We start from the raw sequence: 19652 nt of genomic DNA, 5'->3' as shown, positions 1-19652 counted from the left end.
TCAGATATCAGCGTCAGCCAGGTCGTCTTCGGTCTCTTTGACCGCAGAAGCCTTGGAGTCGGCGATCACCGCTGGGGACAGCAGTTTGTCACGCAGCTGCTTCTCGAGCTTGGCAGCGACTTCCGGGTTGTCTGCCAGGAACTTGGCCGAGTTGGCCTTGCCCTGACCGATCTTGGTGCCTTCATAGGCATACCAGGCGCCGGATTTCTCGACGAAACCATGCAGCACGCCCAGGTCGATCATCTCGCCATTGAGGTAGATGCCTTTGCCGTAAAGGATCTGGAACTCGGCCTGACGGAACGGCGACGCCACCTTGTTCTTCACAACCTTGACGCGGGTTTCGCTGCCGACCACTTCGTCGCCTTCCTTCACCGCGCCGGTACGGCGGATGTCGAGACGGACCGAAGCGTAGAACTTCAGCGCGTTACCACCGGTGGTGGTTTCCGGGCTGCCGAACATCACGCCGATCTTCATGCGGATCTGGTTGATGAAGATCACCAGGCAGTTGGCGTTCTTGATGTTACCGGTGATTTTACGCAGCGCCTGGGACATCAGACGGGCTTGCAGGCCCACGTGCATGTCACCCATTTCGCCTTCGATTTCAGCCTTCGGTACCAGTGCAGCCACGGAGTCGACGATGATCACGTCTACTGCGTTGGAGCGCACCAGCATGTCAGTGATTTCCAGCGCCTGTTCACCGGTGTCCGGCTGGGAAACCAGCAGGTCGTCGACGTTGACGCCCAGCTTGCCGGCGTACTCAGGGTCGAGGGCGTGTTCGGCGTCGACGAAGGCGCAGGTCGCGCCGGCTTTTTGAGCCTGGGCGATCACGGACAGCGTCAGTGTGGTTTTACCGGAAGATTCAGGACCGTAGATTTCAACAATACGGCCTTTTGGCAGACCGCCGATGCCGAGTGCGATGTCCAGACCCAGAGAGCCGGTGGAGATAGCCGGGATCGCCTGACGGTCCTGATCGCCCATACGCATCACGGCACCCTTGCCGAATTGACGTTCGATCTGACCCAGGGCCGCAGCCAAGGCTTTCTTCTTGTTGTCGTCCATTAAAGTCCTCACGTAATCAATAAGGCCTGACGGCCAACACCTGTATAAGTAGCCAGTATTATTCCACAGCGTTCGCGGATCGCCTACCCCTGATTTTCGATTTCTCGTGCCGCTAGTCGCAACAGCCCCTCTAGCGCGGCCTTCACCGTTTGTCGGCGGACTTCATCGCGGTTGCCGGGGAAGTGCTGAACCTCACTGGAAACCGCATCGCCCACGCCCCAGGCCAGCCACACCGTGCCCACCGGTTTGTTCGGTGTACCGCCATCGGGCCCCGCCACGCCGCTGACCGCCACGGCAAACCGCGCCAGACTGTGCTTCTGCGCACCACGCACCATCGCCTCGACGACTTCGCGACTGACCGCACCCACCGTGCCGAACAATTCGGTGGGGACATTCAGTTGCCGGGTCTTCTGCCGGTTGGAGTAGGTCACGTAACCGGCCTCGAACCACGCCGAGCTCCCCGGAATCCGCGTGATCGCTTCAGCAATCCCGCCACCGGTACACGACTCGGCCGTGGTGACGTGGGCGTTGAGCAACTGCAAACGTCGGCCGAGCTCGGCAGCCAGTTGAGTGATCTCTTTCACGGTGCGCTCCGGATCGGATGGAATGACTACCACCGTACACGACCCGGTTGCGCTTTCAATACACAGACTCATTCAAAATGTTCGGGCGCCAGCGCTCTGACATAGGCCTGACAGGCCTGCAAGGCAATCAGTCCGCGGTCACCGGTGTCGGTGATGGCGATAATTCGTTGAGCATGCGCCGGGTCAAGTCGGGCGCGTACGGCTGCATGATCCACGCCGCCGGGGCCGGTGGCGGCTGGCACCCCGCAGCCTTGGGCAGCGTCGCCGGCGTCGATGAGGACTGACAGGCGCAGATCAGCAGTGGCAAGACGATCGCGCAGGCGATCCTGATCACGTTGGGCATCACTGAGTGCTCGATAGTGGGTTTGTTCACTGGCCGCGAGGCGTTGCTCAAGGGCCAGACGTTTATCCTGCTCGACCTGCTGCGCGCTGGCTGCGGCCACATTCAGCTGATTGAGAGTGTCGGCGTTTAACCGCGCCTGCTCCGCGAGTTGTCGCTCGTAACGCCAGTCCTGAAACTGCCAGGCCAACGCAGCGCCCCCCAAGGTCAGCAACAAAAAGCCGGTTAAACGCCAGGAGACGGACATAGCACCGCCCTCGCCCGCGCCCAGATGTCGAGCCGATCCTGCAGGCCATTCAACCCGCCGTTGATTCGGCGGGTGATGCTGTTGAACTGGTCGCGGTCGGCCAGATCGTTCAGGCCGTTCTGTTCCCAGAACCATGCCGCCGATTCCGCTGCCCATTGCGGTTGCTCAAGCAATTCCGGCAAGGACAGCAAGCGCTCATCGCCGAATAGGCCGAGGCTGCACTGCCGATAGTTGCTGCGCCCGGTGATCTGGATCAGCCCGCGACCGCGGTATTTCTGCCCATCGCCGTCGGCCTCGGGCGTGTTGCCCAGACGTAACGCCAGCGTGCCAGTGTCGTATTTGCTCAGGTACTGGTTGTTGCCCAGCTCGCGCACGTATTGCAACTGGCCCGACTCGTGACCGATCTGCGCAAGAAACGCGGCGATGCGTTTTGGCGAGTCGATATGGCGGCGATTCATTGCGTTATTCAGTGCAGAAACAAAAACGCCCGCTTGGGAGCGGGCGTTGGGCATGATGGTTTTAAGGTTGTCTTCTGTTATTTGCATGATGCGTAATCCTCCCTGGATGCTCCGATTGAATCATGGTTGACGGACAACGGCCCCCAGCCATTTTTTTGCCAGAGTTGTCAGGGTGTTGTTGGGTACAGATTCTTCGAGTGCGTCATTCAATGGCAGTACTTGCCCGCCGGTTAACAGCCATTGCTGATACTCAAGCCAGTCGCGATTGGTCGTGTCCTGCGGAATAAACGCGGCATCTTCAACGCGCAATACACCACAGGCGGTCAGTTGATATGTCATGAGCTACCCCTAGATTTCTGCGTCCGCTGTCCATTCAATCTGCAGCCCGTTACCGGGCTGACTGCTCACAGGCGTCACGGTACCGATAGCGAAACTTCGCTGTGTCACACTTTGCACAGTGGTCCCCGTGCAAGCCACTCCCTGCGAATAGTTCCAGACCTGACTGCTTTCATTTCCAGGGCAATACAGAACAACGGTGGGTTGCACTCTCTTCTGAGCCTGCATGTCTATGACCATGCCGTATTGACCGGTATTCCCGGCCGCAGCCTGAGTGAACGTAACGATGCAGGTTCCGACACCATTGTTTGCACGAATCTGTAAACGACTGGCAAAGGACTTCTCGAAGTAGCGCTGACACAACATCAGCTCTTCACCAACCGGGCGGTATTCGAATGGCGTGGAAACCGGTCCTTCCTCGAGTTGAACCCGCGCAAGATCCACAGTTTGCAAAACGTTAAGTGGCAGATCAAAAGCCAACCTCAAGTAATCATTGGCACCGAGCATTTTCCCAGCGATCACTGGCACCTGAAATGTTGCGCTGAATTTGGTCCATGCAGTGCTCAATGCAAAGACATCGACCACTTTGACGACGGCTTCCGAACCACCGTTGCCGAAGTACTGACCGATGGTTACCTTCAACGGGCGCGCGGCGTCGGAGCGCGCCCAAAATGTTACGGTGGCGGTTTTTCCAGCCAGAGTCCTGACGGATTCAACGCTTTGGGAAATCTTGTGCTCGGTAGCGCCAACGCCCGCCGTGGTTTGCTGCCAGCGCAAGAAATAGCTCGGCTCACCCGCCACGTCTGTCTGGCCAGGGGCAAAATCCTGGCGAGAGATGGCCACGGCAGCATTGCCATTCCAGTCGCAACGAAAACGATCGGCTACATACCCACCAATATTGGGGCCTTGGTTGGTCGTTCCGCGCTGCCAGATATCGAAGCCGCCATTGATCAGCACATTCCGGCGATACACCTGCGCCGGAAATTGCTGCAGTGGATCAGGCTTCGATAATTGGCGGATCGCCTGCGCCAACTGATCGGTTTGTGCTTCATCAGGTTTCAAACCGGCTGCGGTGATGGCGTTGAGTATTTCCTGAGTAACACTGTTGCCCCAGCTCGCCGGGATCAGCGATCCGGGCAGGCCGGCGATGGCGTCTTCATTGACGAACTTGCCGTTCACCAGCCCGACGCTGGGAACGCTTTTTGGATAATCCATGTATGTTTCCTCTACGGCTCAAACCGCATTTGCCAACCAACGCGGCGCTACAGGCCGATGCTCGCTGAAAGGAAAAAAAGAACCCTGCGGCCAGTCGCGCAATTCGCGGCGATAGGTTTGCAGCTCGGCATATTGCTCGCTGGTCAGCGTCGTGCCACCGCCGTCTTCAAGCTCATCACGATCACGTGCAACCAGACCATCGGTGGCAGCCAGTTGTGCTGTACGCCAGCGACGTTCAGCATCGGCCGCTTCTTCTGCCGAATAAGGTGGTGGATCAACCAGAGTCGGATAACCGCTATCCGCGTGCACGCCGACCACTTTTGCACTCACAGCCAGTTGCTGCAGCAGTGAGATCCAATAGGCCTGGGGAATTTCAATGACGTCATCCGGAATATCCGATGAGTTGATAGCGGGAACATAAACCCCACGGGTGCTGGCGCTGAACAAGACATTGAACGGATTCATTTAATAACCCTTTGCAAAGAAGTTGATACCCCAACCTGCAGACACTTCGCCGCTGTAGCTTCGAACTTTCAGACGGCACCCCTGCTTCGACGCAGAGTTCGCGTACATGACGACCATCGCTCCATCGCCTCCTACGTGCATGGCGATGATCGAAGAAAACGCGGTAGGGAAAGAGATCGGAAAGACGACGTTGACATCGCCATTGGCATCCGTCGTGCCAACACCCCATTGATCGATATTGCCGCTGGCATAACGCTGGTAGCCAATGTTGCCGTACACACCGGAGTGCGCCGACGCATATCGATCACTCACCGAGCCGCCATAGAGGCGCCACTGTCCCGTGAGTTTGATCAGGTAGGCAGTGTCACCAATACCCAACTTGAGCGGGCCGGATGTGCCATTACAGGTGAGAAGCCCATCGTTACCGGAAGGATTGACGGTCAACACGCCGGTACCTGCGTTGATTACGTGAATGGTGCTCGCATGGGCCACACCATTGGTAGACGGCAGCGTCGCAGTCAGCGCGCTGGCACTGGAGAAACTCGCGACACCGCCAATATTCGCAGCGTTCAATACCGTGCTGGCGGCGTAAGAAGCAAAACCGGAGAACTGTAATCCCGCCCGCGTAACAAACTCAGTGGTGGCCATCGACTGATCATTGGAGAACTGCGGTGAAGTCAAAAACAACTTGTTGCTGCGTAATGCGGTTAACACCTGATCATCTTTCGCTTCCGTCGGAGCGGTGCCGCCAGCATTGATGATATTCAACAACTCTTGGGTAACGCTGTTGCCCCATTTCGCCGGAATCAACGACCCCGGCTTGCCGGTCAGCGGGTCTTCATCGACAAACCGGCCGTTGACCAGACCGGCACTCGGGACACTGTTTGGGTAGTCCACGGTACTTCTCCTTGTGTGTGAGTCAGGTGTTTACTGCTGATTCGGGCGCAACCGGCCAGGTAATTTCGTCAGGAAAACCAGCCTGTTTTTCGATCCGGTTCAGCTCGACGCTGTAGAGCTTCCATTCGATCAGCAGCAGTTGTTCGTCGTGGCTGGCATCGCCAATATCCTCGGCGTATTGCAGCGGGGCGATGCGCAGGACGGCGTCGCGCAGCAGTGCGTCGCGCTGGCCGAGAGATTGCTGTCTGACGCTCGCTAAACGAGCCTGCTCATCCAGCACCCAGGCGTTGTCGCGCCAGATGTGGAACTCGCCTGGCCATGGTTGCGCGGTCAGGGTGTCAGGCAACTCACCCAGCTCGGTCCAGATCTGTTGCGCGCCGCCGTCCTTGCGATAAACCATGCCACGGCGGTCGATCACCTCACGCGGTACGCCGTTGATCAGTGCCCAGCTACGACCGGTTTCCGGCTCAGGCAACTCGTACGCCAGCTCAACAGCATTACCGGGTAACTGGATGCCAATGCCCGGCGTGACAATGAACTCGACAGGCCCGGACAGAGCGCCCGAGCCATCAAATAGATAATTGAACATGAAGTGCCTCAGATGAGTTTGATGCGGCCGGGATAGGCGATGTTGCGCGGGCGGGATTTGAAGGCGTAGAGCAAAACTCCTGCGGTATCCCTCTGGTAAGTGGTATTCACCGGAAAGATCGGGCCGCCATTGACCAGCCCTGTAACGTATTTGCGGTTCTTCCCGGGTATCCGCGCCAAAACTGGTCAGGCTATCTGACCAGTACGCGCCCACAGCGCCTGCGCCATTGGCACCTTGCGCATAGGAATGCGTCGATCCAGTCTGAAAAGTACCCATCGCCCGCCCGGCATCCACACCACGACCTTCATCCAGAACCCGCAGAAATTCCCCTCGCCCTTCGGGACCACGAAAGGTCGTCGCACCGTCACCCGTGGTCCATTTCCCCTCGGAGCCCACGCGTAAGGCTTCAGTCCCCAGCATTCCCGATTGCTGGGCGTGATCCCACAGCCACGGCCATTCCGCACGCTTCATCACGGTGCCATTCAATGCACCGTATCCACCGGGACTGAGCATCAGGGTCGTCTCGAAAAACGGCCGCCCCAATGGCGTATTGTCGAAACGACCGACCGGCCACCAACTCCCCGCCCCATCACTGCGCAAATGCCACCAGTCACCGCCGCCCATCAATACGAAGAACGGATAACCGCTGGCCGACAGATGGGTGTGAAAACGAATCCCGTCGGTACCTGAGGCCTGGATGACCATGCGATTACCGCTGTTGTCCACCCGCCGAACAATCACGTCGCGCACACCGAGTGCGGCGTTGGCCGGTGGCAGCAGCAAAGTCACAGGTCCCGGGCTGCCGTCTATCAGCACCAGGCCAAGCTCGGCCTCGGTCAGGGTTTTCGACGCGGCCAGTCGGGTGATGACCGAACGCATCGGGCTCGCTCTGCCGATGATCGACTGAATCGCCTTGTACAACTGCCCGGTATCGGCTTCAGCAGCCACCAACCCGCTGCCGTTAATCACACTCAGGATCTCCTGAGTCACGCTGTTGCCCCACACCGCCGGAATCAACGAACCCGGCGTGCCTGCCACAGGGTTTTCATCGACAAAGCGGCCATCGACCAGGCCGACGCTGGGGACGCTTTTTGGATAATCCATAGTTAACTTTCCTTTACCTGGAACATTGATGGGCGATGCCGACAATGCAGCATCCATTCACTCGGCAGTCATCCAGGCAGGCTTTTTCGGTCGAGAGCGTTTGGAGGGGAATTTCTTCGCCTGGGGCCACTTGCGTAGCGCCTGCAGGTAATTCAGCAGGGTCAGATATTCAGAGTCGGATAGCGTGGTGGCTTTCATCAATTCCACTTCGTCCCGATGGCGATCACGCAACCAGACCACGCGATCAAATTCCTTGTCGCGCCATGCCTTTGCTTCGATCAGCGCTTCCTCGCCTGAAAGGGGCGTCGACTCGATCAGTATCGGCAGACCTTGCTCGTCATGGGACCGCTCGGTTCCGGCTGCAGGGTTAGCAATAACCGACTCGTAACGCTCGTCGTCAATTTCAACGGCATCGCCCGGGAGGCTCGTGTGATAGCCCGACAAATAAGTGTTGCCAGTGGTGCGGCTATAGAAACGTTTCATTTCAGTTCCCCACTCCCAGCACAGTGACAAAACCGGTGCCACCGGAATTACTCAAAACCTGCACCTGGCTAGAATCAAAATAGGTCACCAAGGGTGGAGTGGTGATATCGAAATAGGGTGCGTTTCCGCCGTGCGAATAACTCGCCCAAGTAGCGGCACACTGGGTCTTGAAAGCCACCGGCCAAGGTTGGGCAGCATAGGTTTTATCTGCAGCAATGGTGATCAGGACCCACTGGATCATGAAGCCCCCCAACCAACTCGGAAAGGCGATATAGCCGTTCGCGCCAATGCTGTAGGAAACACCAAACCGGAGCTTTTTCGGTGTGACGATGGCGGTGTCGTCAGTCCCCGCATTGACTTGGCTTTGGGTCGCGATCCGCGCCCAGCCTAAAACCGTTTCAGTGGCTTGAACCACTTTCTTTTCGATCGCTTGGAAAACGCGCTGCGGCGTCATCAGACGGCTGCTGCTGGTACCTGCTTCGGCCTCATCCTTGCTCGCCAAAGAATCATTTTTGTTCTTCTCGACAATCGTCGAAATCGCCAATCTCAGTTGCGTGCTGTTACCCTCGTCAGGCACAAGTCCGGCGGCAGTGATCGCGTTGATGATTTCATCGGTAACGCTGTTGCCCCATCGCGCCGGAATCAGCGACCCCGGCGTCCCGGTCAGCGGGTTTTCATCGACAAATTTCCCATTCACCAGACCGGCACTGGGCACACTCTTCGGATAATCCATCCCGTCATTCCTCCCTAGTCATAATTGATGTGCACTTTGGTATGCGCCGGCGCACTGCGGTGGATCAGGCACTCCAGCGCCGAGCCCGGGTTGACGCCGAAGCGCTCGCCCCAGTAGCTCGCACCATAGCGCCGGCCGAGCAGCAGGCGGCCGCCGGTGTTGAGGGTCCACATGAATTGCGCTTCCCAGGTGCCCCAGTGCGCTGCGCCAAAACGCGAGCGGCCCATGCGCGGGGCTTCGTGCTCGGTGATGCTGGCGTTGGGGTAGCCCTGGCTTTTGGCGATGTCGAGGTAGTAACCGACGGCCTGGCTGCCGACCGCGAGCAAGCGCCGGCGCACGGCGAGGCGGCGGTCGTCGAACAGCGGTGTGGCGCCCAGGCACGGGTCGGGCAGCTCCATCACCCGCTCCCAGTCCGGCACCAGTTCGCTGACGCCCGCCGGGTCCATCTCGTTGAGCAGGTCGGCAGCGCGGGCGTCGAGGCGCGCCAGTTCGACGGCGACGCCTTGCAGCACTTCCTCAAGTTCCGGGACGCGTTCCGGGTCCCACGCCGGGCCGCTCGGCAGCAAGGCGCGCAGCTGCGCCTGATATTGCGCGGCGGTTCTTATGCCCCCCATACGCAACCTCCGAAGGTCAGCAGTTCGCTTTGCCCGGCAGGCACGTCAGCGGCCGGCGCGGTCAGCGTGTGATCGTACTCACCGCCGGCGCTGCTGATGGCTTCGCGGATATGGCTGATCAGCAGCGGCACACCCAGATCGGCCTCGCGGTTGTGCAGGTCGCGCAGTTGCGCTTCAACGGCGGCGCGCACAGCAGTGGTGTCCGGGTTGACGCTCTTGAAGCGATACACCACCGGCACCTGAATCGGCCGCTGCACGTGTACTTCCGCCGTCACCGGACGCAGCGGTTCGATGTACTCCTGAACCTCCGCCAATTGCTCATCGTTGGGCACCGGTTGCGGGTCTTCGTCACGCATGATGAACACCGTCACTGTGCCTGGCCCGAGCAGGCCGCCACGACACCAGGCGCGCGTCACACCTGGCACTTCCAACGCCCAGGTCTCGTAGTCGCTTGCCGAACCGCCGTGGGGGATCACGCGATAAGAACGGATCACCCGCGAGCGCAACGACTCCAGGCTTTCTCGCGCCACGCCACCACTGAGGCCGGGCGCGAGCACCACAAAACTGTTGCCGACCACGCCGGCGATCGGCTGCACCGGGTTCAGCGCCAGACCGGCGTCGGCATTGCCCAGGCTGCCAGCATCCAGCGCCGCGATGGTGGTGGTGTTGCTGCCATTGACGGTGGTGCGCGCGGTGGTGACTTTGTAGGTACGGCCATCGCTCGCTTGCAGCAGCGTGTCGACATCCAGCACCGCACCGGCGGTCGCGGTAAAACTGACGCTGCCGGTGGCGAATTGCGCCGGTTTGCGTGGCTGATTAAGGCGCAGCGCGGCGATGCGTTCCAGGGTCGATTCGTCGGCTTTGTCCGGCAAAATCTGCTCGGCAATCCAGTCGAGATAACCGTACAGGCCATACGCGGCGCCACCGAGGGTGCGGGCCAACACTTGCGCATCGGACTGGCGCAGCGAATCGCCGGCCAGGTCGCTTTGGGTGCGCTTGATCAGCACCGGCAGCGAAGGGGTTTCAAACGGCATAGATCACCTGCCAACTGTTATCGGGGTTGATGTCCAGACGTTCGCCGTCGGCCAGGGTCAGGACCGTGCGCAGGTTCAGGCGCTGGGCGTCGAGGCGTTCGCTGATGATGTCGATGGCGCTGCAGTGGCCGTCGTCGATCAGCCATTGCAAGGCTTCGCGGGCATAGAACTCGGCGTCCATCTGGGTCTGTCGAGTCAGCTTGACCCGACGCAAAAGCCACAGCCGCGAACCGATGCGATCGTCGGCGACGGTGGGAAAGCTGTCGCCCCACCAGCCGAAGCGCTCCTCGTCGTCGAGGGCGTCGTCATCGGCGGCGCGGCGCCAGGTGAACAGGCTGATGAGCACGGCGCGGGTCAGTGCGGCGTGGAGGTTCTGGCTGACAAGCATTATTTGCCTCCTGCCGGCGCACCGGTCTGGCCGCTACCGGCCTGCACGCCAACGTGCACGTGTTTGATCTGGCTGATGCCGCCGGCGAGTTGGTCGCCGGTGGAAACGATCTTGCCGGTCTGGTTGATCACCGGCGTGTCGAAGTTCACCGCGCTGCTGGCGCGGATGTTCAGGGTGGCGGTTTCGATGTCGATGATCCGCCCGCGCTTGAAGTGAATTTTGTCGCCCTCGTCGGTGTAGATCGCCACTTCGCCAGAGGCCAGCGACTGCAAGCGATAGCGGCGGTCGGCGACCACCAGGGCGATGGCGTGAGACCGGTCACCGCCGAGAAACGTGACGATGCCTTCGGCGCCGGCCAGCGGGTTGCTGGTGAAACCGTAGGGTTCGAAATGCTCCATGTCGTCGTTCACCTCGCCGGCGGTGAGGCGCATTTGCAGCGATTGCAGCTTGGATGCCGAATGGGCGAGCACGACAGTGCCGCGCGCCAGCAGGCGTGTCAGTAGGCTCATGAATTGTCCTCAGGGAGCAGACCCGACACGGACAACATGTGGGAGCGGGCTTGCTCGCGAAAGCGGTGGGTCAGTCAATGGGATGTTGGAGCTGCTGACGCTTTCGCGAGCAAGCCCGCTCCCACAGGGGTTCGGTGTCAGGCTCAGGTTTTTTTCGGAGGCGTGGGATCAGGATCGAAGGTATGCGGTGGCGCCACTTGCAGCGTGGTCACCGAGCCTTGCGCCGAGAGCGAATAGGTGACTTTGGAAATCAACATGTCGCCGTCGAAACCGAGCACCGGATCCGTGACCTTCACCAGCGTGTTGTGGCGCCACAGATCGCCATTGGACTGACGCCAGCCCTGCACCTGATAGGTGGTGGTCTGCGCCCGGCCCATGCGGGTGGCGCTTTCCCATTGGGCGCGTTGCTGGGCCAACTCGAACGTCAGCGCGGTGCCCTCGTTGATGATCGTGGTGCGGCGGCGCTTGAAGCTCAGATCAGCCGCGCTGGATTGAACCTCGCTGACGGCCGCCCCGCTCTTATTGTCCGAGCCTTTCTGCTGACCGATCACTCGGTATTCAGAAAACACCTGGCTCTGATCCATCGGCGCGTTCGCCGACAGAATGTTCTTGCCCAACTCCAGCGCGTCACTGGCCCGACCACCACTACCGGGCTTGGCCAGCACCAGCCGGCCTTGCTCGTCATCAGTGGAAAACACCCGGAACAGCGAGAGCAGACGATCGATCGACTGGAACACCGTTTCGCCCGGCACGATGGTGTGTTTGGCGAGCCGCGCGGTCTCGGGAATTTCGTTGACCACGTACAGCGAGTATTCCGCCGCCAGAGCCTGGACGATGCTCAGCAGCGGTTGCTCCTGCCATTGGTTCGGCCGGTTGGTGGCTGCGCAATCGACCAGATCCTGAGTCTTGGAGCTACCCTCGATGCTCAGGCTGATCTGGCGTCCGTCGTAACTGATCGGGGCCTTGAACACGTAGCCAGTGAGCACCAGGTCCTGGCCGATTTTCACTTCGCACGGGTCACCCGGTTTGATCCGTTGATCCACCGTCTGCCCAGGCCATTGCCAGGTGATGTCGAGTTTGAAGGTGCGGAACTGGCGCTCAAGATCGGCGGTGATTTCCACGCTTTTCCAGCCGCCGTATTCCATGTTGTTGACGGTCAGCGTGACATGGTTATCCATCTCGCTCATGGCTCACTCCCTGGACACTTTTACGTCGTTGGGAGAAAAGCCCGGATGGTTCATCGCGTTGCTCTGCGTCACTTGAGTCACCCGTGTGGCATCGGCAAATTGCTTGTAGGCCACCACCAGCGCCGGCAGGCTTTCCTGAAACGATTTGGTGACCTGGCGCACACCGGATGACGCCACTGCCTTGAGATGCGCAATCAGCGCTTCCTTTACATCGTTGATTGCCTGGTGATGTTTGGGATCGGCCTTGTCCAGCATCGGGTCAATTGCCACCCCGACCGCCTTCTGCAGCGCTTTCATTTCTTCGGTCACCGGCACTTCCTGACGAGTCACCGGTTGATCCGCCTGATGCGCCACCGAAGGTGTCGACGACAGCTTCACCGCCGGAGTCGCCACCGGCATCGACGCTACCCACTGCGCCACTTTCACCAGCATGGTGTCCTGCACCAGATCGGCCATGGCTTGCGCCGCCGCGTTGGTGTCCTTGCCGGTGGTGATCTTCGGCGCATCAGCCTTGCGGATGGCTTCGAGTTGTTGGGACACGTCGGCAATCACGCCACGGTAGCCCTCCTTCGCGAATGCCTTGAGTTCCTTGATATCGCCGAGCAAGCCTTTGAACTCCGCCGCGACTTCCTTGGGCAACTCCTTGACCGCTTTGACCAGTTCGGTGATCTGCCGATACTGCTCGATCAGCGGTTTGAGCTGCTCTTTGATCACCTCATAGACCCCGGTCAGGCTGTTGCGCAGATTGGCAATGCCGATCCGCGCAGCCTTGATCAACGTCATCGCCTGCTCGAAACGCGCCACCGCAGAACCCAGCAAAGTGTCAGCCTTGACCAACAGAACTTTTTGCGTACTGACGGTAGCGGTCGGAAACGGCAACGGCCGGTCCGGGTAAAACTTCAGACTGAACGTTACCAGCCCGCCGTCCTGGCGGGTGTGGGTCATGTCGCATTCGCCGACTTTGACTTGCAGGCGTCCGAGCCACGGATGCACCAATTCACCACTGCCCGCCTCCAAGGCCTTGAGCAGCTTGTCGCGCTGCTCCAGACAATCGGCGCCGATGATGAACGCCGTCAGGTCGTGGGTCTTGGCCTGCTGGCCGAGATCCTCGAAATACGGCAGGTCGCGTTGCGGGTATTCGTGCAACTGACCTTTGCGACCGACCGGGGTTTTCGCCTGATCGATCCAGAATCCGACACCGCGAAACGATGCCGGCAACAAGCGGTCACGCCAGTTCATTGGAACCTCCTGCCGACAGCGAGCGATAGCCGATGCGCGAAGACAGCGCCAGGCCCGGTTGATTGCTTTGTGGTTGATCGGTGCGCAGCCCCGCCGGTGCATTTTCGAAGCGCACGGTCAGGCCGCCTTCGAGTTGCGTACGGTTGTTGGCCGCGCTTTGCTGGATCAGGGCGCTGGAGGTTTGTGGCAGCGATCCGCCTTGCAGCGTTCCGTTTCCAGCAGGGGCGCTACTCGCGCCAAAGAATGCCGGCGCCAGCTCACCCTTGCCTTCGGCATTGGTCTGGCGCTGCGCTTGGGTCAGAGTTTCGACCTTGCCGGTGACCTTGGCGATCAACCCGGCGAAACCTCCGTCGAACAGCTCCTTGATCGGCGCGATGACGGTTTGCAGCTTTTGCCACAACTCGCCGAACCACCCGACAATCGGCCCCCAGCTCTCGATGATCTGATCCAGAGGTTTCCATTCGAACAGGGTGTGCAGAAAGTCCACGACCGGTGCAGACGCCGCCAGCACAACATCCCACAGCGCCGAAAAGACGTCGCCGACCGGCTGCCAGTACTGCGCAATCTGCTCCAGCGGCGACCACTCGAACAGGCTGCTGAAAAAGCCTTTGACCCGCTGCACTGAGGTTTGCAGTGCCGTCCAGATCGGTTCGAAGTACCCGACGACACCACCCCAGGCGCTGGTGATCATTTCCATCGGGAAATAATCGAACAGTGCCCGCAATGTATCCCGGGTGCTTTGCACCGCCGATTGCAGAGTCGTCCACAGCGGCTGGAAGTACGCAACAACTCCGCCCCAGGCGCTGGTGATCATCTGCATGGGCGAGAAATCGAACAACGACACCAGAAACTCTTTAGCCGGTTGCGCGACTTTTCGCAGGCCATCGAACATCGGCTCGAAGAACCTGACAACGCCACCCCACGCACTGTTGATCATTTGCATCGGCGAGAAGTCGAACAGGTTTCTGAGGAACGCCATCACCGGCACACTCAAGGCCTTGAGCAGTTCCCAGATCGCCGAAAACAGCCCCGTCAGCGGCGCCCAGTTTTCCAGGATCATGCCGGCGGGCGTCCACGAGAACACCGATTTGAAGAAGTCGATGACCGGCGCAGTGACGGCTTTGACCTCGTCCCACATGCCCGAGAAGAATCCCACGACCGGTGACCACAGCGCCGCCAGTGCATCCAGTGGTCGCCAGTCAAGAATCGAGCGCAACGTCGCCATCGCACTCGCACCGATGTTTTTCACGCCTTCCCACATGCCTTTGAAGAACGCACTGATCGGCGTCCAGTTGGCATAGATCAAACCGGCCGCCACCGCGATGCCCATGGCGATGAGCATGATCGGATTGGTCTTGAGCACCATGCTCATGACATCGAACACTTGCGTGGCGCCGGTGACCGCGGTCTGCATCGCCGAGAAGGCGATAGCCCCCGCAGCCAGGCCTTCCACCAGTTGCGGGTTCTCGGCAAGCAGGCTGGCGACCTGAGTCAGCATTGGCTCAAGCCCGACGACCAACGCACCGACTGCCGGCACCAGCGCCGCGTCAACAGCAGCGGAAACCTTTTCCATCGACGCACTGAACACGTTCATGTTTTGTGCAGCGACTTTCGGCGCCGCAGGCAGGTCGACGGTTTTCGCCGTCTCGCTGACTTCAGTCAATTTGCCCTGAAACGCTGCCGCCGATTTGATCCCGTCCACGAACGGCGTGATCACGCTGCCGCCCTTGAACAGACCGCTGATATCCAGTTTGCCGAGGCCGGTCTGTTCGAGATTTTTCTTGAAGCTCTCGACCTTTACTCGCAGGGCGCCGAGTTTGGGCGACAGTTCATCGATGCCCGTGATCAGCACCGGTGTTTGCACTTTCTTTTCTTCGTCTGCCATCACTGCACCTGCTGCATCGCATTGATCCGTTGCGCGTGCTCCAGCGATTCGCGGAGCACATCCAGTGGCCTGGCCATCATCTGTTCGGGGTCAACCTTCCAGAACCAGGCCAGGTCATAGGCGACTGCGATCAGGTCGGTGATGGCTCCGACGCCGCACTCATGAAAAAACTCGCAACGGCCCAGCTCAGCGCGTTGAGGTCAGCCAGATCGAGCTGGTTGACCGACGACGGTGGAATACCGGCGCACACGGCGATGTATTTGGCCGCCACGTCCATGTCGAGGCTGACCTCTTCGCTTTTGTCGATCTTGTACGGCAGCGCCTTGATCGCTCGCACTTCCTGCACCGTCGGACGGCGCAGGACGAGTTCGGTCAGGGGCTCGCCGTGAGCTTCGATCGCAACCTGAAGCTTCACGGCGCCGCTCATTGCCAGGTCCCCTTGATGCCTTCGAATTTCAGTTCGATGGTGGCGTCATCGCCCTTTGAAACCGGCTCTTCGACCAGATAGGCACCGGCCAGCACGTAGACTTTGCCGTTGCTGAATTCGCAGGTGACGGTGATGTCGGTGCCTTCGATCAGCTTCTTCAGCGGGAAGTCGGCGGTGTGCAGCGCGGTCACTTTGAACGACGGCGCGACGTCGGTTTCCTTGTAGAAACCCGGTACGACGGTTTCGCGTTTGACGGCCATCAGCGGGGCTTCGCAGCCGCCGTTGATAGTCAGTTGTGCACCGTCGACTTTGACGTAGCAGGTGCCTGCAATCACTTGACCCATGGTGTTACTCCCTTCAAATAAAAAAGCCCACCGGAGTGGGCTGAATGCTTACGGCCAAACGCGGCGATCAGGCCGCGTCGTCGTATTGCAGACGGAAATTGGTTGAGCAGTGCGAACACGCGCAGACCGTTGATGTAATCCGGCGGGAACAGCACGTTCACGCGGCTCGGATCCTGTACGTCGCGCTCGACGATCAGGTGCTCGGCGAACAGCTCGGCGTTCTCCACGTGGCCTTCCAGTTCCAGCTTGGCGTACTGCGCGATCAGCTCGCCGCGAATGGTCGCCGGAGTGACGATCGGCTGGCCGGCGCCGAAACGGGTGCCGTCGGAAGCCAGTTTGTGCCGGCCGTACTTGCTGGTGATCACGCTTTGCAGACGACGCACGATGAACGCCGACTGGTGCATGGTTTCGCTGTCCAGGTAGGAGTTGTCAGCCTGACCGTAAGCGTTCTTCTGGTAGGTGGTGTGATCGAACGCTGAATGCGCACGTAACCGCCTTCGTAGTACGCGGTGGCAATGCCGTAGTTGAGCAGCGATTGACGCTCGGTCAGGGTGAATCGCTCGCTGGCCGGCGCCGGATCAACACCCGGCAGGCTGCCGCTTTGGGTCGGACGGCTGGCATCGGCGGAGATGAACACCGCGGTGCGCGCAGCCAGTGCGGCAGCTTGTACCCAGAACGGTTGCGGTACGCCCGGCTCCAGCGCCTGGATGGTCATGTGCTGATCGTTACGTGCCTGGCCAGCAGCAACCAGGGTGCCGACGGTGCCGCGCTTGGCGCTGTAGACGTGACCGAACAGTTGCTTGGCCCAGGACCAGCGACCGGTGCTGTCATCCATCACTGCTTGCCAGGTATTGAGGGTCGACAGATCCGACCACGGCAGAGCGATGAACTCGAACGGCTCGTCGCCCAGTGCAGCCACGGCTGCGACCTGGTCCGGTACACCGGCGCCGCCGGTCATGGCGGTGATCGCAGTGGTCAGGCCGGCCGGGGTTTCTTCGCCGTTGCTCTTGCCCAGGCGATTGAACTGCAGGCTGATGTCGTTACCACTGTCGCCGGTCCATTTGGCGGTCAGAGTGACCACGCCTTCGGCAGCCGCAGCGCTCACCGGCAGATCGGCGGTGGCGTTGATTTTCTGTGCCAGTGCGGTAGCCGCTTGAGCAGCGGTGGCACCGTTGACCACGGTGGCCTGCACACGCACACCAGCGACGTACAGGTTGAGCACGCCAGCCTGAGTCGCAGTGCCAGTCAGGGTCAGCACGCCTTTGGCGATGGCGCCTTCAGTGTTGTGCAGCGGCAGGCACCAGATCTCGCCGATCGGGTCGGCCTTGCGGAAGGTCTCGTACATCGAGGCGAGCATCGAGCCCTGACCGCCGATGCTTTTTGCCAGCGCGACGCTGGAGACCAGCACCAGTTTGCCGACTTCGGTCGGGGCGATGTTGTCGTTGACCTGAGCGACGATCAAACGGCGCATGGCCGAAGTCGCGCTATTGGCGGCCGAGTTGTCCATTTCGGCATAGAACAGCGGTACACGAATGTCCGCGGGGATGTTGCTGAATCCGATCGCCATTATTTGGCTCCCTGTGCTTTGACTTTTACGGTTTTTAGAGTGATATCGCCGTCGGCCAGACGTCGGCGCCACCAGGCGCTGTCCAGCACTTCACGGCCTTCTTTGGGCAGCAGATCGCCCGCTTCCGGGTCAGGCACGGCACGGCCAGCGGCCGGCAGTACGGTGATGCGATTGCTCATGGGGTTACGTCTCCAGAGAAAGTCAGTTCCACGCGCCCGTCAGGGCCCGGGTGTTTCAGATTGGGGTCGGCCGGGTCGATCGCATCGACCCGCACGGTGACCCCGGTAAAGGACGACAAACCGTCCAGTTCACGTTCGTGCCAACTCTCCGCAGGCTGACTCGGCAGATTGCGGCCGAGCTGGAACTCGGTAAAAAAGCGCAGCCGATAGAAGGCCCGGCTGCTGTTGATCGAGACCATCTCGCCGCCGTCGTAGACGATGGCGCTGTAGTCGGTGCCCGGTTTGAATCCCACCAGCGCGCGCCACAGTTCGGCGCGCAGGTCGTGCAACAGATCCAGCGCTTTTGTGCTGTCGCTGGCGTCGAGCGCCAGGACGATTTCGAAGCGGTCGCGGATCGGTTGCGCGGTGAGGTTTTGTGCGGTGCTGGTGCTGGCGAGATCCGCCAGGGGCAGAACATGGGCCGAGGGTGTCGGTAGATCGGCATTGCCTTGCAGCAACGCCAGGTCGACACCCACCGCAATGCGGTTGGCAAGGTTTGGGCATTGCGCACGCAGCTGCGTGAGGATCGGGGTGATCTTCATGGTGGTGTTCCAGAGTTGAAATGAGTTGCAGAAAACACCGCGAATCCCCTGTAGGAGTGAGCCTGCTCGCGATGGCGGTGCCACATTCACAATCAATGTGCCTGACACACCGCTATCGCGAGCAGGCTCACTCCTACAGGGGACTCGTGGGTGTGAGATCAGTCTTTGGCTTCGGCTTTCGGGTCGAGGCACGCGGCATCGATCACGCAGCGATAGCTGTTCTCGCGATTGCCGCTGGCGGTGACTTTTTCGATCGACCAGCGCCCACGCATGAAGTCCGGCCAGGTCTCATCGAGCAGCACAAGGCCTTCGGCGGCCAGCAGTGGATTGCCGGGGCAGGTGATTTTCACCTTGTATTTTTGCCGGAGCATCTTGCGCACTTCGCCTTCGCCGACGGCGATCGCATCGGCTTCGCTGGGTTGTTTCTGGCGCAGGGTCTTGAACGGCGCAAGCCCCGTTTCAACCCAGCGCAACACACCTGCAGCGCCATCCCAAAAACAGGTCTTGCAACCCTTGGTCTGCTCGCGGGCAGACTCCTCCAGCGTGGCGCTGACGAACGCGTGATCGCCGGGACGGTTGTTGCTGGTCACCGACAAGGTCACGTCCGCCAGCACCTGGCCCGACAACGATTTGGTCTGGCCGGGACGGGCCAGCACGTACACGTCGTTGTAGGGTTTGGTCACCGCGTTGTACTTTTTCGCCAGGCGCGTCAGAAAGCTCATATCGGTTTCGTTGGACTGGTCGACGTGCTCGATTCTGATCATCGCCACCTCGGGCGCGGCGCGCGGTGAAAAGCCATGGCTCGACACCAGTTTGCGAAACAGCGCACCCAAGGTGGTCGGGCCATGACTGGCCGTGCGACGTTGCTTGAAGCCCGTCTCATCATCCTTGCTGAACGGCGCCGCCGTGGCCACCAGCGTCAGGCGGAACGGGAACAGCGTCGGCGTCAGGCGCGTCACTTTGAACTGGCCCTTGTCGACCATTCCCGACTCCAGATAACCGACCTCAAGGCCGATTTTCCCGCCCAGATCCGGCAGCCCTTCGAGGCCTTCAAGATCAATCGTCAACGTCAGTTGATCGGACTCGAAACCGGCAGCGTCGATGTGTTCCCAACTGATCAGGCGTTGATTGAGCAGGGCCGAATGGGCCCCGTAGAGTCTTACCGCCGGGGTGAAACCCAGTGTCATG

Annotated in this window: 23 protein-coding genes and 2 pseudogenes; all 25 read right to left on the bottom strand. The window is 60.2% G+C overall.

The window, feature by feature from the left end:
* The 25 genes and pseudogenes from recA to E3Z29_RS08525 all read right to left on the bottom strand — a co-directional run bounded on the left by recA (position 1) and on the right by E3Z29_RS08525 (position 19651).
* The gene (gene recA, locus E3Z29_RS08650; protein WP_003222269.1) at positions 1 to 1059 is read right to left on the bottom strand and encodes a recombinase RecA; all 1059 of its coding nucleotides are present in this window, start codon (positions 1057 to 1059) and stop codon (positions 1 to 3) included.
* Between the two features lie 83 nt (positions 1060 to 1142).
* The gene (locus tag E3Z29_RS08645) at positions 1143 to 1643 is read right to left on the bottom strand and encodes a CinA family protein (RefSeq protein WP_096795871.1); all 501 of its coding nucleotides are present in this window, start codon (positions 1641 to 1643) and stop codon (positions 1143 to 1145) included.
* A 68-nt stretch (positions 1644 to 1711) separates the two neighbouring features.
* Positions 1712 to 2230, bottom strand: a complete 519-nt coding sequence (locus E3Z29_RS08640) for a lysis system i-spanin subunit Rz (protein ID WP_098967519.1) — start codon at positions 2228 to 2230, stop codon at positions 1712 to 1714.
* Positions 2209 to 2775, bottom strand: coding sequence for a glycoside hydrolase family 19 protein (locus E3Z29_RS08635; RefSeq protein ID WP_134785566.1), 567 nt, complete (start codon positions 2773 to 2775; stop codon positions 2209 to 2211). Before E3Z29_RS08635 ends, E3Z29_RS08640 begins: the two co-directional genes overlap by 22 nt.
* 33 nt (positions 2776 to 2808) lie before the next feature.
* Positions 2809 to 3027 carry a hypothetical protein gene (locus E3Z29_RS08630; protein ID WP_098967518.1) on the bottom strand — a complete coding sequence of 73 codons (219 nt, stop codon included), beginning with the start codon at positions 3025 to 3027 and terminating at the stop codon, positions 2809 to 2811.
* A 9-nt stretch (positions 3028 to 3036) separates the two neighbouring features.
* Positions 3037 to 4239 carry a carbohydrate binding domain-containing protein gene (locus E3Z29_RS08625; RefSeq protein WP_134785565.1) on the bottom strand — a complete coding sequence of 401 codons (1203 nt, stop codon included), beginning with the start codon at positions 4237 to 4239 and terminating at the stop codon, positions 3037 to 3039.
* Positions 4240 to 4257: 18 nt separating this feature from the next.
* Positions 4258 to 4704 (bottom strand): phage tail assembly chaperone, encoded by a 447-nt coding sequence (locus E3Z29_RS08620; RefSeq protein WP_134785564.1) that lies wholly within the window; start codon positions 4702 to 4704, stop codon positions 4258 to 4260.
* A complete protein-coding gene (locus tag E3Z29_RS08615; RefSeq protein ID WP_097086502.1) occupies positions 4705 to 5601 on the bottom strand; it encodes a phage tail protein in 897 nt (298 codons plus the stop codon).
* 22 nt (positions 5602 to 5623) lie between these two features.
* Positions 5624 to 6190, bottom strand: coding sequence for a tail fiber assembly protein (locus tag E3Z29_RS08610; RefSeq protein ID WP_134785563.1), 567 nt, complete (start codon positions 6188 to 6190; stop codon positions 5624 to 5626).
* 8 nt (positions 6191 to 6198) lie between these two features.
* Positions 6199 to 7294, bottom strand: a pseudogene (locus E3Z29_RS29780) (phage tail protein).
* A 57-nt stretch (positions 7295 to 7351) separates the two neighbouring features.
* Positions 7352 to 7777: a phage tail assembly chaperone gene (locus E3Z29_RS08600; protein ID WP_134785562.1), complete on the bottom strand. Its 426-nt coding sequence runs from the start codon at positions 7775 to 7777 to the stop codon at positions 7352 to 7354.
* A 1-nt stretch (position 7778) separates the two neighbouring features.
* Positions 7779 to 8510 carry a hypothetical protein gene (locus E3Z29_RS08595; protein ID WP_041072249.1) on the bottom strand — a complete coding sequence of 244 codons (732 nt, stop codon included), beginning with the start codon at positions 8508 to 8510 and terminating at the stop codon, positions 7779 to 7781.
* Positions 8511 to 8524: 14 nt separating this feature from the next.
* Positions 8525 to 9124: a YmfQ family protein gene (locus tag E3Z29_RS08590; RefSeq protein WP_007964344.1), complete on the bottom strand. Its 600-nt coding sequence runs from the start codon at positions 9122 to 9124 to the stop codon at positions 8525 to 8527.
* Positions 9112 to 10158, bottom strand: a complete 1047-nt coding sequence (locus E3Z29_RS08585) for a baseplate J/gp47 family protein (RefSeq protein ID WP_134785561.1) — start codon at positions 10156 to 10158, stop codon at positions 9112 to 9114. Before E3Z29_RS08585 ends, E3Z29_RS08590 begins: the two co-directional genes overlap by 13 nt.
* On the bottom strand, positions 10148 to 10546 hold the full coding sequence (locus tag E3Z29_RS08580; protein ID WP_007964342.1) for a phage GP46 family protein: 399 nt from the start codon (positions 10544 to 10546) through the stop codon (positions 10148 to 10150). The genes E3Z29_RS08585 and E3Z29_RS08580 overlap by 11 nt, the downstream gene beginning before the upstream one ends.
* Positions 10546 to 11055 carry a phage baseplate assembly protein V gene (locus tag E3Z29_RS08575; protein WP_027611071.1) on the bottom strand — a complete coding sequence of 170 codons (510 nt, stop codon included), beginning with the start codon at positions 11053 to 11055 and terminating at the stop codon, positions 10546 to 10548. Before E3Z29_RS08575 ends, E3Z29_RS08580 begins: the two co-directional genes overlap by 1 nt.
* Positions 11056 to 11198: 143 nt before the next feature.
* Entirely contained in the window at positions 11199 to 12242 is a 1044-nt protein-coding gene (locus E3Z29_RS08570) for a phage baseplate assembly protein (protein ID WP_134785560.1), read from the bottom strand.
* A gap of 3 nt (positions 12243 to 12245) precedes the next feature.
* The gene (locus tag E3Z29_RS08565) at positions 12246 to 13481 is read right to left on the bottom strand and encodes a DNA circularization protein (protein WP_134785559.1); all 1236 of its coding nucleotides are present in this window, start codon (positions 13479 to 13481) and stop codon (positions 12246 to 12248) included.
* Positions 13468 to 15366: a phage tail protein gene (locus tag E3Z29_RS08560; protein WP_134785558.1), complete on the bottom strand. Its 1899-nt coding sequence runs from the start codon at positions 15364 to 15366 to the stop codon at positions 13468 to 13470. Before E3Z29_RS08560 ends, E3Z29_RS08565 begins: the two co-directional genes overlap by 14 nt.
* Before the next feature lie 130 nt (positions 15367 to 15496).
* Positions 15497 to 15793 (bottom strand): phage tail assembly protein, encoded by a 297-nt coding sequence (locus tag E3Z29_RS08555; protein ID WP_003222226.1) that lies wholly within the window; start codon positions 15791 to 15793, stop codon positions 15497 to 15499.
* Positions 15790 to 16137 carry a phage tail tube protein gene (locus E3Z29_RS08550; protein WP_007964335.1) on the bottom strand — a complete coding sequence of 116 codons (348 nt, stop codon included), beginning with the start codon at positions 16135 to 16137 and terminating at the stop codon, positions 15790 to 15792. Before E3Z29_RS08550 ends, E3Z29_RS08555 begins: the two co-directional genes overlap by 4 nt.
* Before the next feature lie 67 nt (positions 16138 to 16204).
* Positions 16205 to 17704 (bottom strand): annotated as a pseudogene (locus E3Z29_RS08545) (phage tail sheath subtilisin-like domain-containing protein).
* On the bottom strand, positions 17704 to 17883 hold the full coding sequence (locus tag E3Z29_RS08540; protein ID WP_027611066.1) for a DUF2635 domain-containing protein: 180 nt from the start codon (positions 17881 to 17883) through the stop codon (positions 17704 to 17706). Before E3Z29_RS08540 ends, E3Z29_RS08545 begins: the two are co-directional and overlap by 1 nt.
* Entirely contained in the window at positions 17880 to 18464 is a 585-nt protein-coding gene (locus E3Z29_RS08535; protein WP_134785557.1) for a hypothetical protein, read from the bottom strand. The genes E3Z29_RS08540 and E3Z29_RS08535 overlap by 4 nt, the downstream gene beginning before the upstream one ends.
* A 158-nt stretch (positions 18465 to 18622) precedes the next feature.
* Positions 18623 to 19651, bottom strand: a complete 1029-nt coding sequence (locus tag E3Z29_RS08525; RefSeq protein ID WP_134785556.1) for a phage late control D family protein — start codon at positions 19649 to 19651, stop codon at positions 18623 to 18625.
* Position 19652 lies beyond the last annotated feature (1 nt).

The sequence above is a fragment of the Pseudomonas sp. S150 genome (assembly GCF_004526365.1).
GTDB classification, from domain to species: Bacteria; Pseudomonadota; Gammaproteobacteria; order Pseudomonadales; family Pseudomonadaceae; genus Aquipseudomonas; species Aquipseudomonas putida_A.
Note: the sequence above shows the minus strand (reverse complement) of the source record. Positions and strands in the feature narration are given on the sequence as shown.